13 protein-coding genes are annotated in these 13,812 nt (G+C 61.2%); 3 read left to right on the forward strand and 10 right to left on the reverse strand.

Going from position 1 to position 13,812, the window contains the following annotated elements; all coding sequences use genetic code 11:
- Window positions 1-435: 435 nt before the first annotated feature.
- Window positions 436-1,676 (forward strand): IS3 family transposase gene (locus ACZ1JS_RS19110; RefSeq protein WP_465168988.1). Its coding sequence is split into 2 segments (ribosomal slippage): window positions 436-790 and window positions 790-1,676, totalling 1,242 coding nucleotides; the frame shifts between segments, so codons are not numbered across the junction.
- Here the strand turns inward: ACZ1JS_RS19110 and ACZ1JS_RS19115 are convergent.
- The 4 genes from ACZ1JS_RS19115 to ACZ1JS_RS19130 form a co-directional block, all read right to left on the reverse strand.
- Entirely contained in the window at window positions 1,673-2,323 is a 651-nt protein-coding gene (locus ACZ1JS_RS19115) for a pilus assembly protein (protein ID WP_465168905.1), read from the reverse strand. The two genes, ACZ1JS_RS19110 and ACZ1JS_RS19115, sit on opposite strands and share 4 nt — an antisense overlap.
- Complete coding sequence (locus ACZ1JS_RS19120; protein WP_465168906.1) at window positions 2,320-2,826, reverse strand: TadE/TadG family type IV pilus assembly protein; 507 nt, start codon at window positions 2,824-2,826, stop codon at window positions 2,320-2,322. Before ACZ1JS_RS19120 ends, ACZ1JS_RS19115 begins: the two co-directional genes overlap by 4 nt.
- A 65-nt stretch (window positions 2,827-2,891) precedes the next feature.
- Window positions 2,892-4,691 carry a TadE/TadG family type IV pilus assembly protein gene (locus tag ACZ1JS_RS19125; protein WP_440492261.1) on the reverse strand — a complete coding sequence of 600 codons (1,800 nt, stop codon included), beginning with the start codon at window positions 4,689-4,691 and terminating at the stop codon, window positions 2,892-2,894.
- Window positions 4,692-4,955: 264 nt separating this feature from the next.
- Window positions 4,956-5,555 (reverse strand): recombinase family protein, encoded by a 600-nt coding sequence (locus ACZ1JS_RS19130; RefSeq protein ID WP_465168907.1) that lies wholly within the window; start codon window positions 5,553-5,555, stop codon window positions 4,956-4,958.
- A 242-nt stretch (window positions 5,556-5,797) separates the two neighbouring features.
- Here ACZ1JS_RS19130 and ACZ1JS_RS19135 point away from each other — a divergent pair, with 242 nt between their 5' ends.
- Both ACZ1JS_RS19135 and ACZ1JS_RS19140 read left to right on the forward strand, forming a co-directional pair.
- Complete coding sequence (locus tag ACZ1JS_RS19135) at window positions 5,798-6,040, forward strand: AbrB/MazE/SpoVT family DNA-binding domain-containing protein (protein WP_056455846.1); 243 nt, start codon at window positions 5,798-5,800, stop codon at window positions 6,038-6,040.
- On the forward strand, window positions 6,037-6,426 hold the full coding sequence (locus ACZ1JS_RS19140; RefSeq protein ID WP_465168908.1) for a type II toxin-antitoxin system VapC family toxin: 390 nt from the start codon (window positions 6,037-6,039) through the stop codon (window positions 6,424-6,426). The genes ACZ1JS_RS19135 and ACZ1JS_RS19140 overlap by 4 nt, the downstream gene beginning before the upstream one ends.
- 42 nt (window positions 6,427-6,468) lie before the next feature.
- Here ACZ1JS_RS19140 and ACZ1JS_RS19145 read toward each other — a convergent pair whose 3' ends face one another.
- The 6 genes from ACZ1JS_RS19145 to ACZ1JS_RS19170 form a co-directional block, all read right to left on the reverse strand.
- Entirely contained in the window at window positions 6,469-6,873 is a 405-nt protein-coding gene (locus ACZ1JS_RS19145) for a Dabb family protein (RefSeq protein ID WP_465168909.1), read from the reverse strand.
- A 60-nt stretch (window positions 6,874-6,933) separates the two neighbouring features.
- Window positions 6,934-9,006, reverse strand: coding sequence for a TonB-dependent siderophore receptor (locus tag ACZ1JS_RS19150; RefSeq protein WP_465168910.1), 2,073 nt, complete (start codon window positions 9,004-9,006; stop codon window positions 6,934-6,936).
- Window positions 9,007-9,139: 133 nt separating this feature from the next.
- Entirely contained in the window at window positions 9,140-9,415 is a 276-nt protein-coding gene (locus ACZ1JS_RS19155; protein ID WP_465168911.1) for a DUF3253 domain-containing protein, read from the reverse strand.
- 111 nt (window positions 9,416-9,526) lie between these two features.
- Window positions 9,527-12,568 carry a MobF family relaxase gene (mobF, locus tag ACZ1JS_RS19160; RefSeq protein WP_465168912.1) on the reverse strand — a complete coding sequence of 1,014 codons (3,042 nt, stop codon included), beginning with the start codon at window positions 12,566-12,568 and terminating at the stop codon, window positions 9,527-9,529.
- On the reverse strand, window positions 12,565-13,422 hold the full coding sequence (locus ACZ1JS_RS19165) for a hypothetical protein (protein ID WP_465168913.1): 858 nt from the start codon (window positions 13,420-13,422) through the stop codon (window positions 12,565-12,567). The genes mobF and ACZ1JS_RS19165 overlap by 4 nt, the downstream gene beginning before the upstream one ends.
- Complete coding sequence (locus ACZ1JS_RS19170; RefSeq protein ID WP_465168914.1) at window positions 13,419-13,769, reverse strand: hypothetical protein; 351 nt, start codon at window positions 13,767-13,769, stop codon at window positions 13,419-13,421. The genes ACZ1JS_RS19165 and ACZ1JS_RS19170 overlap by 4 nt, the downstream gene beginning before the upstream one ends.
- Window positions 13,770-13,812 lie beyond the last annotated feature (43 nt).

Here is a 13,812-nt window from a genome sequence, read left to right on the forward strand (position 1 = left end):
CATCCCTTGCGGTCTAATACAGTGTCGAATTCGACCTGCACGTTACTCGTATAGTTGTACCGAGCGGTTGCTGTTTCCCTAAATCCCGCAATCCATTGACTGCGTTCCGCATGCATGAATGGCGATTTGTACGGGCAATCGCAGATTGTTGAACCGGCTATGCGGCCAAGCGCCAGCCCTTCGTTATACGGATTTTGCATACAGTACCCCCAGTGCGCCTGTAGCAAATCGATTAAAACGAAAGCCACCTCGAATTATGATGTCGGTCTATATCCTAGAGGTATAGGTACGTTGGAGTTCATACGAGTGGCGCTGCTTGATAACCCTAATTCAAAACGCGGCGGAGGATATTGGTCGCTAACTCTGGAAGACTGAGCATGAGGTGGCCCCCTAAATGACCTGACAGGGTCTCGCTCTTGGATAAGAGTGAGGCATATGACTGAGCATACGACCAGACGTTACAACGAGGGCGAGGTCCTCTCCGGGGTTCAGCGCCGGAGGCGCTGGACCCCGGAGGAGAAGGTCCGGATCGTCGAGGAGACATACCTGCCGGGCATGAGCGTATCGCTGGTCGCCCGCCGCCACGGCATCGGCGCTGGCCAGCTCTTCACCTGGCGGCGGTTGATGGCGCAGGGGGCGCTGACCGCGGCGGGTGCCGGCGAGGAGGTGGTGCCCGCGTCCGAGTACCGGGCGCTGCAGGCCCAGGTGAGCGAGCTTCAACGCCTGCTCGGCAAGAAGACCATGGAAGCCGAAATCCTGCGCGAGGCTGTGTCCCGGGCCGCAGGCCCAAAAAAACTCCTCTTGCGCTCGACCTCGTTGCCGGGGGGCGGCCAGTGACCGCGGTCGCCGACGCCATCGGTATCAGCCGCCAGCACCTGTCCGCGATGCACAACCGACCACCGCCCAAGCCGCGCGGACGCCCTCCATTGCCGGACGCCGAGCTGGTCGCGGACATCCGCGTGCTGGTCGCCGATCTGCCGACCTACGGATACCGCCGCGTGCACGCCTTGCTGCGCCGCCAGGCCCAGCAGACCGAGCGCGCAGCGCCCAATCCGAAGCGCGTCTACCGCGTCATGAAGGTCCATGGGCTGCTGCTCCAACCCCATAGCGGCAAGGGCGAGGAGCGGCGCCACGACGGCCGCGTCGCCGTCGACCGGCGCAACACCCGCTGGTGCTCCGACGCGCTCGAGATCGGCTGCGACAATGGCGAGAAGGTGCGCGTCGCCTTCGCGCTCGACTGCTGTGACCGGGAAGCGATGGGGCACGTCGCCACCACCGGCGGCATCACAGCCGAGGACGTCCGCGACCTGATGGTCGCCACCGTCGAACACCGCTTCGGGCCCGTGAAACGCCTCGCCGAGCCGATCGAGTGGCTCACCGACAACGGCAGTCCCTACGTCGCCGGCGATACCAGGCGCTTTGCCCGTGACATCGGCCTGGTCCCGCGCACCACCCCGGTCAGCAGCCCGCAGTCGAACGGCATGGCCGAAGCCTTCGTCCGCACCCTCAAACGCGACTACCTCCGCGTGAACCCGACGCCCGACGCACGCACCGTCATCGAGCAGCTGCCCGCCTGGCTGACCCACTACAACGAGGTCCACCCGCACAAGGCGCTGGGCTACCGCTCACCCCGCGAGTACATCATGAAAACCCGCGAGGCCCCGTCAGGCATTTAGGGGGCAACAACAGAGCACGCACTCGCGGTGGCGCCGGGTGTCGGGTTCAGCGTTTCCGAAGTCCGTTCCCGGACGGGGAACGAGGCTTCGGAGCGGATGATCGGCGTGCCGAACAGCATGGATGAAACGATCGGTTTGTAGCGATACGTAACTTCGACGAACACCATCGCGGCATTGTCGGACGCCGCAATCTGGTTGCCGGGGGCGCCCATGGCCTGAAGCGTTGCGTCACTCTCCCCCTTCCCAGACGTGCCGTATTGCGGCTGTGAGTCCGGAACGTTCAGCGCACCGGTACAGCGCTGCCAAACGATCCGCTGCCCTCTACGGCCATCTGAAAAGCCATTTGACGTCACGTCACTCATTACGATGCGACCGCTGCCAGCAAAATCCATTGGTTCCCCAACGATCTTGCCGCCGAGAAGCACTTCGTTCACGTCAGCTTCGCTGATCGAATCTCGTACGCGGGCCGCGTTGTCCGCGCTGGTCGCCGCAATCTGATGGACGCGCAGTATGGATATGCCATAATTGCACAGCTCAAGACCAAAAAGCAGCACGGTCAGCACCAACGGCAGCGTAAGGGCGAACTCGAGCAGAGCCAGTCCTTGCCTGTCTCTCCCGAAGGAAGACAATTTCGTTCGTATTGTCATGGGCAACGTACCGTCGGCATTGCGCGTGACGTAAAGGGCTGATTGCGCAGCACGGTCGAGGTCGTGATCTCCTGCTGAGATCCCCAACCGAACAGGCTGCCAACCGGCATGATGCTCGGGTACTGAAGGCTAACCGTGTAGCGGACGATGTCATCGGCGGTCCCAATGCCGCTATTTGTTTTTATGTCGTATGCGCCGTTATTGTTCGCATCCTCATAACAATCTTGGGTGCTATCATAGGCACCGTCACCGTTACGGTCGAAGGTGAGTTTCTCTGGCTTTCCGACGTTCGAAAAGTTGTAAAAGCTCTCCTTCTTGATCGACTGGATGCTGATGCTTCCAGACAGCGTTGCCATCCGATCCGTTATGGTCTTGTCGATCTGCGCGCCACTCCGATCGCCAACCGTTGCCTGCCGCGACGCTTCAAGTAACGCGCCCTGAAGGATTGCATTGACATACGCACGGTAACCAAGCTCGAAACCGCCAGCCAGAAGAGCGCACAAGACGGGTAGTATCAGTGCGAATTCTAGCACCGTTGCTCCGCGTGTCGCAGTGAGGAACCTGGTTATCACTGGCTTAGCCTCAGTGAACCAATTTTTGATCCAATCTCTTTGAATTTGGCGATCAAGGCGGCGTTGGATGATAGGCCGGCAGCCTGCTCTGGTTTCGACGCACAGTTGGTCATGTCCGCCGTCAACGTAGTCGAGAAAGCAATGACCCATATGTCGATGCCCTTCGCTTTCGCAGCGTTACACGCCATACGGAAGCGCTGCAGATGTCGAGCGAGCAAGGCAGCGTTATCGGTAGTGGGGGAACCGTTCACCCTTCCATCGAGATATTCGATGCCATAGGCGGAGTAGTCGTTCCAAGTAGGAGACATGTCCCCGTCTGTCATGAATATCATGTACTTCTTTACAGAGAAGCCACGAATTTTTGCTGGATTATCAGGGTCGGTCACATCGTTAGTTTCGGGCGTTGCTGACTTGAACAGACCTGTCGTCGAAAGGAACCGTGCGCCCCAGATCATACCAATATCGTGATAGGTGCCGCCACGGGCTACGAGGCCATTCAGGTAGGACACAAAACCGGACCGATTGTTATAGTAGTTCTGTAGCCGTTTGGCTTCAGTTGGACAGTAAGCAACTGGTTGACGGCCAACACCGTACGACCACGACCAGTCGGGGTAGTAGCTGACGTCGTTCCACATTGGCCGCCAACGGGTGTCATCGTTATACGGCACCAGATCAACATCGAGATCATAGGCGTCGCTTGGCGCGGTGGTCGAAGAACCGCCGTTGATCGCGGCCGAATTGGTCTTACGCTCCTCGATGCAGCCGTTCCAAACCGATTTGAACTCGTAAGGCCGATCATCAGAAGGATCGTTAGTGCCGGTTATCTGCCAGATTGGCGTCGGTGACTGGACGTTGGTTGCCTTCAGGTTGCTTGCCAAAAACGGGCGCACGTCGACCGATCGACGACCATAGGTATAGCCATCCGGGTTGCCCTTGCTTTGAACAATCACGCTACATCGATTACTAGCTAACCACCATCCGCCCATTACACCTGTGTAATTGGCGTCCGCTTGGCTCGCCTGGCTGTCATAAGTGTAGGCGGAGTTGCACGCGGACTTGTTGTTGAAATATGCTGTTGCATCGATCCAGTCGGGAGTACGCGACTGATACGACCAGCTTTGAACCATCCAGTCTGGGTTCTTTTCGTACAGGATCCTTCCGACGTTGACCGTACTGTTGTAGTTGACGAAACCGTAGCGGAGCCGGAGATTGTTAGCAGCGAGCTGGGACTGGGCAGTTTCCAACGTGTCGTAGAAGCTTGTTGCCGCACTCCGCAGGGCACCCATTCGAGAGCCGCTTTGCTCGACGTCGCCACAGTAGCCAGTGACGCCAGGCGCGCAATTCATCGACCCCGATAGATCGAACACGAACATGATGTCCGTGTTCACGAAATCTTGCGTTGCCGAGCAGGTCGTCGAAATTGGCAAGGTATCGAAGCCAAACAGGCCCATCAGCGTTGTCGGGACGGTGGTTTGGCTACTGATTTGCAGGGTGCCTGCAGTCGGGACCGACATCGTCAGGGTGTAAGGCGCCGACTGCAGATACCCTTGGGGGAAATCAAACATGAAGTACTTGGTTGCTTCATCACGCGCCGCTTGGGGTAAGGTCAGCCCCGCCAGCATGCGTCGACCAGCCAACGATCCAGCGTCACATGCTTGGCGGAAACGGTTCTGCGCAACGTAGGCCCGGGTCATGTCCAAACCTGACCCCATGAGCGCGACCAGCGGTATGAGCGCTAGCGTCATCATCGCCAGCGTATTGCCGCGCTGATCGGACCAAAGGCGGCCAAGAAGCATTCTCAAAGCCATTGCAGTCGTACGCACCATTAGCCCCTACCCGCCCCGGACGAGCGAAGACCGCTTATGTGCTGATTATGCTGAAAACTTTTTTAATGCGGGGGTGTGGCTCGTCGCGGTTACGACGAATTGAGCTTTTTACCGCGTAAAATGCGGACTTTCGTACTGGACGCCGGATACTCAGGCCGGTCCCGGTAGCGCGATCGACGGCTCGGTTGTTGATACTACTTCCTTCATCCGGTGTAGCGCAGTCACCCGCTTAACCTACGCGATGCTGCAACCCGCCAGTTCAGCCGTGCGCGCGATGCTCATGCCGGCTTCGCGCAGCGCAATAATGCGGCGGTGGTGGGCCAGATCGGGTTTCCGTCCGGTATAGCGCCCTGCCCGCTTGGCGATCTCGATCCCCTCGCGCTGGCGCTCGCGCCTTGTTTCGTAATCGTCACGGGCGGTTTGCAGCGCAACGCGGAGCAGCATGTCCTGCACCGCTTCCAGCACGATACGCGGGACGCCCGAACTGTCGGCAACGAGGTCGGACAGGTCGACGATCCCCGGCACCGCCAATCGGGCCCCCTTCCCCCGGATCGTTGCAACCAGCAGTTCGGCTTCGGGAAGCGGCAGACGGCTGATCCGGTCGATCTTTTCAGCGATCACGACTTCGCCGGGTTGCAGGTCGTCGACCATGCGCAACAGTTCGGGCCGGTCGGGTCGCGCGCCCGATGCCTTCTCCCGGTACACCGCCGCGACATAGAAGCCGGCCGCGCGCGCGCCGGCTACGATCGCCTCCTGCCGGGCCAGATCCTGTTCGTCGGTACTGACCCGCAGATATACCCGCGCCGCCCGGATCATGTTTTGCTGCTTGCTCATCATTCCCCGGCTCAACTGGGTATACCCATATACGCCTATCGCCTACCGACTGGCTCGAAACTGCCATAGCCGATCCTGCATGGCCTAGCCAACCAAACGGTGTTTAAATAGTCACAAGGTCTTGGCAGTTGGTCATTGTTGCGACCAATGCGCTACACAGCGACGCATAGGCAATTATTGTCTCTTAAACTACGAATATGGTATGTAGGACGAATAATGTCATTTTGTGAAAGCTATGCCACGTGACACTACAGGTTAATATAACCCCTAACGGCCGCATGAGCCTACCCATTGGCATCCGCAAGCGTTTAGGCCTTGAATCGGGTGGATCGGTCCTCGTCGAGGAGACCGCCGACGGCGTCGTTCTGCGTACCGTAGAGCAGGCGGTGGCCAAAGCGCAGGCAATCGCCAAGCGCTATGCCCAACAGCCTGGCGCGTCGGTCGATGCGTTTCTGGCTGCACGACGCGAGGACAGCGGAGAATGACCCATGTCGTCCTCGATGCCTCGGCGATCCTTGCGCTGCTGAAAGGTGAGCGCGGGGCCAGCAAGGTTACTGCGGTAATCGCGGACGCTTCGGTATGCGCGGTCAATCAGGCCGAGGTCGTCAGTCATTTCGTCCATCTCGGTGCGCCGCTCGAAGAGGTCCGCGCCATGCTGGGCGCCTTGCCCTATACCGTCGTTCCCGCCGACGACGCATTGGCGTGGGAGGCCGGCAGCCTGCGCGCGGCGACGGCGTCGGCCGGGTTGTCGCTGGGCGATCGCTTCTGTCTCGCTCTGGCCAAACGGCTCGGCGTTGCCGCCTATACGGCCGACAAAGCCTGGCGCGACATCGCCTCCGAAGTCGCAGCGAAGGTCGTGATTATCCGTTAATGGAATGCCCTGCCGGTCGCGGCCATCCGCTTCATAGGGTGGTCAGGCAGGCACGCTGTCATAGACGACGACCTTGCGCCACAATGGCGCGCACGCCGCGACGAACGCCTGATGCGCCGGATGATCCTGATAGGCCTTCTGATCGGCGACCGTATCGAACAGCATCAGTTCGGACACGTCGAAGCTGGCATCGACCACGTCGCGCTGCTCGGTTCCGGCGGGCACGCCGACATGCAGTTCGCGTATCTGCGGTATCGCCGCCAATGCTTTCAGCCCGGCGATCAGCTTCGCCCGATCCGCGGCATTCCCCGGACGCTTGAGCCAGAAGAACACCTGATGCCGGATCCGGCCAGCGGGTTCAGCCCTGGCCGGGTCGGTGCCGGCCACCGTTGCAGCGGCAAGTCCGATCCCTGTGAGAATGTCTCGCCTGTCCACCTTGCTTCCCATCCTTGCTGCCGATCGACGATACCCTAAGCCAGCGCGGCTGTACGTCGAACCCCTTTCGTTTCAGATGTCTAGCCGCAACGAGGCGCGCACGCTTCGCGGTGCGCCGGGATAGACCCACAAGGCGCTGTACGAGCTTGCCGCGTAACGCCGGTCGAACAGATTGTCGGCGTCGAGGCGGAAGCGCAGCCCTTCCGTCAACGGCGCCTCCACGCCCATTTTCACCTTCCAATATTCGGGCAGCACCAGCGGCTGCGCGGTCAGTGATCCGGCCCGGTCGCCGACATAGGCGACACCGCCGCTCAGTTGCCAATCGCCCCGCGACGTCGCAATCCGGTGCACGACCAGCAGGGTCGCCGAATGCGCCGGCACGTTGAGGACCCTTGGCGTCGCGAATGCCGTGTCGTCCGCCTTCGCATCCACCCATGCATAGTTCGCAACCACTTGCCACCGTGCACCGAGCCGTGCCGACGCGTCGAGTTCGATCCCGCGGCTGACCATGCTGCCGACCGGTGCCAGGAAATTGGGATCGACCGGATCGGTGGTGAGAATGTCCCGCTTGCGGATGTCGAACCATGTCGCGGCCAGATCGACGCCCGGCAGATTGGCGGCGATCCCGACTTCGTACCCACGCCCGGTTTCCGGTCCGAACCCGGCACCGTTGCGGTCGGTGCCTGTGTTCAGCGAAAAATTCTGGCCCCAATTGGCGTGCACCGCGAGCATGTCGGTCAGGCGATAGCGCCCGCCGACGCGGAAGTTCACCGGCGCGTCGATGTTGCGCCCGGTGCCGCCGGTATTGTTGTTCACGATCTTCTGCCGATAGGGGTCGATCCTCGCCCCGCCGACCAGGGTCAACCGGTCGGTGACGTCCCACATGTCCTGCACGTAGAAGGTTCCTGCCCAACGGCTTTCGTCGTTGTTGGTGAACGGTCGCAGCGCCGCGGCCACCGCCCCATAGACCGGATCGTACAGGTCGATCGCATAGGGTGCGGCCGCCGACGGATTAATGCGCATCCATCGCTCGCCATAGAAGAAGCGATAGCCCTTCCATCCGGCGCTGACCCGGTGCCGTCCGATCTGTCCGGCCAGTTCCAACCGTGCCGACAGGTCATCGACGCTGAAATCGCGCGAGCGGCGTTGCCGCCAGAGCGCCGTGCCGACGATCCGCGACTGATCGGCCGACAGCCCCCGCAAGCTCCCCTTGCGCCAGACCACGCCGCCGTTGAGCGTCCAGCTTCCGCCCAGTTCCGCCAACCCAGTGATCTGGTGCTGGTCGTTGCGCGATCGGGTGATGCCGTTCGCCGGTTCACCATAATAGTTCGATCGCGGCAATGCGTTCGCATCGCCATTCACCGCCGGTATGCCGCGGTCGAACGGCGTGTCGAACTGGCTGAACTCGCCGGTATAAGTGAGCCGGAACGCATCATTCGGTCGCCAGGTCAGCGACGGTGAAACGATGCGGCGCCGAAGCGTGACGGTGTCGCGCCATCCCTCGCTGTCTTCGCCGGCCACCACGATCCGCGCCGCCAGCGTGCGCGACAACGGTCCGGTCGCGTCCACCTCGACGCGACGGGTGTCGAACGATCCATAGCTGACCATGGCATTCGCATGCGGTACGAAGCGCGGCACCTTCGTCACGATATTGACCCGTCCGCCGGGATCGACATCGCCGAACAAGGCGCCCGCCGGCCCCTTCAGAACCTCGATCCGTTCGGTCGTGGCGGGATCGCGGGGCGGCGCCATGCCGCGATTGGCAAGAAAGCCGTTCAGATAATATTCGGCTCCGCCGTCCGGCGTGCCCAGAAAGCCGCGGACCGCGAAATTGTCGATCATGCCGCCGCGATTATTCTGCTGGCTGAAGCCGCTGACCAGTTCGAGCGCATCGCTCAGCCGAGCGGTTCCTGCTGCGTCGAGCAGGTCGCGCTCGATCGATCGGCTCGACTGCGACATGCGTTCGGTGACGCGATCGGACGACAGCGTACGATCGGTGGTATTGCGGGTGCCCAGCACCACGATCTCTCCCGCATCCGCGTCCGGTGACTGGTCCTGTGCCGTCGCAGGCAGGGGAAGCAGGCCGATCGCCAGCGCATGAATCGACAGGCATGGACGCAGATCGGGACGAAGGGATAAGGACATTGCTGCTCCGGATTACGCGTGTTCGCTTTTGTAATGTTGCAACGTCTCATAGAAGGTTGCTGCTGCAGTGCAACGCCAGGATATCCCGGTTCTGCCGGCAAACACAGGTCGAGGGGTTATCGGCCGGGCCCGCTTACCTCACCGTCCTTGCGATCCGGTACGGGCCGGTCCGCGTTGCCAGCGCCTGCCCTTTCCAGCGCAATCGCACGCGATCATCGGCCAGTAACCGGTCGACGCCACGATGGACGACCGGCATCAGGTCACGCCATGCCGGCGCACCCGGATCGGAAGCAGCCATCGCGCGGGCGACTTCGCTGGGGCAGACCGTCGCATCGGCGGCGCGGGCGGCAAGCAGCGTCAACGTCGTGGCGCACGCGGTCGCGACCGGATCGGATATCGGTTCCACCATTCGTTGCCCTTCCCTGCCCCGGCGCTTTGGAAAATTGCTAATTGATGGCGCGGCACTGAAGACACTTGCTACGCCTGCAGCAATCAGACGACTTTGGGCCGCTTCGTCGTGCTACATGTCCATATCGTAATCGTAGCTGATCTCCAATTCCGGCTCCTTGCGTGCAGGCACCATCCGTTCGTGCTTTGAGCCTTGGGTCAGTCCCGGCTGCCGATCGCTAGCTGCAGCCACACGTGCGTCCGGCTGTTCTGGTTGAGGCTGGCGCAGATGTTCGACGATCGCCGTCAAGGCGGAACTCAAGCCGTCGAGGAATTCCGCATCCCGGGTCCTGGCATCTCCAAGTTGCGATGGCTCAACACCTGTCGCATCGGACCGCCTGTCGCAGGAAACATCCAATTCTCGTGTCAGGTCCAATGCATGGGGCACGTCGCCTCCATGGGACTCGATTGCCCCAACCAGCGCTGTCCTATCGTTGGTGTACAGCACCATATCTTCCCGCGCGCGGGTCTGGAGGACGTAGTAGAGGCTCTGGCTGTTGAGCAGCCGATCTTTGCTGTCCATCACCGTAATCGCGCGGTCGACGGTGATGCCTTGCGCCCGGTGCATGTTCATTACCGCACCATGTCCGAGCCGCTCGCGCATTGGATCGTCCAGTCCGATTACATAGTCGCGTGCCCGGCCGGAAAGCTGCAGGCTATCGTCATCAATACGTTCGACCGTAACGGCGGTGCCGTTGACGATCCCGCGCGCGGAGTCTCGCGCGGTGAAGAGCAAGCGATCGCCTTCGCGGACTTCGATGGTGTCAGGCACAGACAGTGCGGCGCCTTCGCCGGCGTGATGGAGCCGGGCCGGCGCGAACCGGTGCGCCTCGCCGTTCCGTGTCAACTCAACCCTGCCGGCAGCTACATCGACGCGCGCCACGGCATACGAACCGGGCACGAGCCCTGCTTGATGCCGGTAGATATCGAATTGCATGCCCGGCGCCCAATGCCGCGCCTGCCGAAGCTCTTCACGGGTAAGGTTCAGGTTATCCCAGACCTTCAAGGTAACCGCTTGCGCTCCAAGCGAGCCTTCCGACAGCAACTCATGTCGCACCGCTTCCAGTACTTCCTTGCGCAAGGCATGGCCCGACGTCAGTAGCGTGGTACGAGCGCGCTCGTCAGGCGTAAGAGCGATATAATGGGCGACCGCCGCTGACGCCTGATCGGGTTTCTCGCATACCCGGTCACCGAGCAGAGTGAAGGCATCACCCACCCTGCCCTCCCGAGCCAACGCGGCCGCTTCACGAAGCATATCGCTTTGCTGGCGACGGTTCTCCGCGAGACGCACGGTCGGCATGCCAGCTTCCTGCAACAATGCGAACGGTCGACCGGCACCGGGCGCCGATATCTGCTTCAAGTCTCCCACCGGCACTAACTTGGCAGCTTCCCCCGCCGCCATGATGCGCGTGAGGGCAGCGAACTGGTGCGATGACACCATCGACGCTTCTTCCAGCACCACTAGCTTACCCTGCACCAGTGTCCCCAATGCATCGCTGGGACGTACCCGTCCGCCACGATCGCCATGCGCCTGTAATACCGACGCCAAGGAGCGCATCTCGAACCCTCGCCCAGCCATCTCCTCCATCAGCTTGTTCTGCGGTACCAGCACCAGCATGCCGACACCGGCTTCCGCACAGACGGCAGCGACGATCTCGAAGAGAAACGACTTGCCGCTACCTGCATCGCCTTGCACGAGCTGGATACGGTTTTCGCCTGCGAGCATTGCGAGCGCCGCCTCACGCTGCTCGTCTGCCAGCGTTACGCCCCGCGCGTCGGCAACGCGTGTCAATGCGGCCTGTGCGGCTGCCATATCCAAGACCGGTGTTGCCGTCCCAACCCCGTCACGTACGGCCTTCAGAATGGTCTTTTCGGTTGCCTGCATGTCGCGTGTCGTCAGCCGATGGGCATGCGCGCCGCCATGCCGTCCCGCGATCAGAATACCCGCGGCTTGCAGCGCGTCGATCCGTGCCTCGATTGCACGTACTGTCGCCCCCTGTTCCGCCATGTCGAGGCTGGCCGAGATAAGGTCACCATGTCGGAAGCTGGCTGCGCGTTCGCCAAGATGGCGCACACCTGCTGCGACTGCGTAGGCACTGGCAAGGTCGCCGCCCCGACGAACATCGTCGAGACCACGCAGTAAGGGTTCAGGCCTTGGTCCGAACGCCTGCGTTACCCGGTCGACAAGCGCCGTTCCCCATTCGCGAACCGTAGCCAGCACTGAGCGTGGCACGGCCCTGTTCCTTGCGGCATCGACAACCCCACGGATCACATCACCATGAACCAGCGCCTTTTGCGCCCACAGGGCGCGGGCCGCCTCTGCATCGCCTGGCTGCTTGGCGTCGCGCGTACGTACCGCGATTGCCTCCATAGCACGCGGCGACGAAAGACCCAGTTCCTGCGCCTTGCGCAGGATCTCTCCTCGCCTCGCACTGAACGCCTCGATCACATCGCGCGGTACGCCGACGATGTCGAACTGCCCGTGCTTTCCGTTGATCTCGGTACGATAACCGAGCTTGCCGAGCTCAGCACGCATCTCGGCATGATAGGCAGCCCCAATCAACGAGGATTGCTTCCACAACGCACGGTTATGCAACGCCACCCACGATCCATCCTGGCGCTGCGCAGCATTCACGATGGCGACATGCGTATGCAGATGTGGATCGAGCTTGCGACTGAGGTCATGCTGGAAGGTTGCATAGACCATCCGACCGGGTTCGATGACGGCACCACCTTTGCCCAAGCGCGCTTGACCGAAACGGGCCTCTGCCCATGCCATTGCCGTCGACACTGCTTTGGCATGCGCGGCGGAGACCCGCGCGTCGCTTCCGATCATCGCAACCAGGGAGACCGATTTGGGTGCGTTGAAGGTGATTTCGAAGCCCTTGAGCCGCGTTCCGTTTCCACCCTCCGCAATAATCATTCCGCCCGGCAGTTTGCCATCGAGTACGGCGGTAAAGACGTCAGCATCAACATGGCCTGACAGACCTAGCGCGGCAGCACCCTCCCCGCCCCATGCTGACGGCCCTTCCTGCTGGCCGGTATAGTAGTTGTCAGCCGCATAATAGGACGCCGGATTACTGCCGCCGGCGAGCTTTCCCGGACGTGCCGTCACGTTGAAGCTGGTCCGGCCGGGGGCATCCGGATTTCACAGGCTGAACGCTTGGTAGCCTTGCGCGCACGAGACAGACAGCGGGTATAGCTTTCACGGAATTTGCGATCGCTGAGCATCGCTTTTGTCTCGGCCATCAATGCGCCCATTGCACGGCCGTCAGCAGCAGGGGTGAACGCCGCGTCGACCGTTTCTGCAGATCCAGTTGAGGCACGTGCGAATGATCGTCTCAGTGGCGTATCGATCAGCAAAAATGCCAGCGTAAGTTCCAGTAACAGCAGGCCGCCCGCACCCATCGCGGCACCTTGCGTGATAAGCTTTCGATGACTCTTTCGCTCGCTACGCAGCAGTCTCAGCTCGTGCCTTACGTCACCCACCATATTGCCCAAGTCGTCCCGGTAGCTTGCGTGCAAGGACGTCTGGGTCGTCCGCGTGGTCTCCCATGCTATTTTATTGCTTGATTCAATCTGATTGAGCCGCCCCATATGATCCCGATGGTGCTCGGTCAGCATGTCCCTGAGATGCCCGGTTCCACCGGTTTTCGTAATCGTCTCTTTGATTGCCGCAAAGCCCTCGGAGATCGACTTAGGTAGGGTAACGGAGATATCTTCGAGAACCGTTTCGAAGCGCTCGACCAGTCCCTTTAATCGAGTCATCAATGGCTCTGTTGCAACACTTTCCGCAGCGGTCTTGGCGTGACCGTCGGCGCCCTTTTTAAAGCCTTCGCCTGCGACCTGTTTTCGCACGATCTCCTCGACCAGTTCGCGAACCACTAAACCACGTCGACGCGCTTCGTTTTCGAGCCAGGCATGGGTCTCGTCTGACACATCAATGCGGCGGCGTGCCGGGGCGCTCATTTCCGCAACCGCTCGCGCGCTTCAGACTGCATCCGCGCCGCAAGATCGCGCCCACGTTGCCGCATGTCGGCAAGCCTCGTCTTGGCCTCTGGTCCTCGACCAGCTTGTGCCTCAACGATGGTCTCCAACCCGGCGCGAACCTTGGTCAGCTGGTCGAGCAAGATCTCGTCGAGCGGTAGAAGTTCGTCGTTGAGAGCCCGTACCAGCGTATCAGCAACCCAAGCGCTGCGCTGTTTGCCAACCTGTGCTGCGCGCCGCTCAATGCCTGCTAGCTGCTCGGGTAACAGATAAACCGTGATCGGTACGCGCGCCATGAATGCCCCCTTTTCTTGATGTTCAGCGTGCATCCTTCGCGTTTGACCGACAAGCGATTGGGCAGAGCGTACTGGT

The sequence above is a fragment of the Sphingomonas sp. BL-S-05 genome, assembly GCF_055521695.1.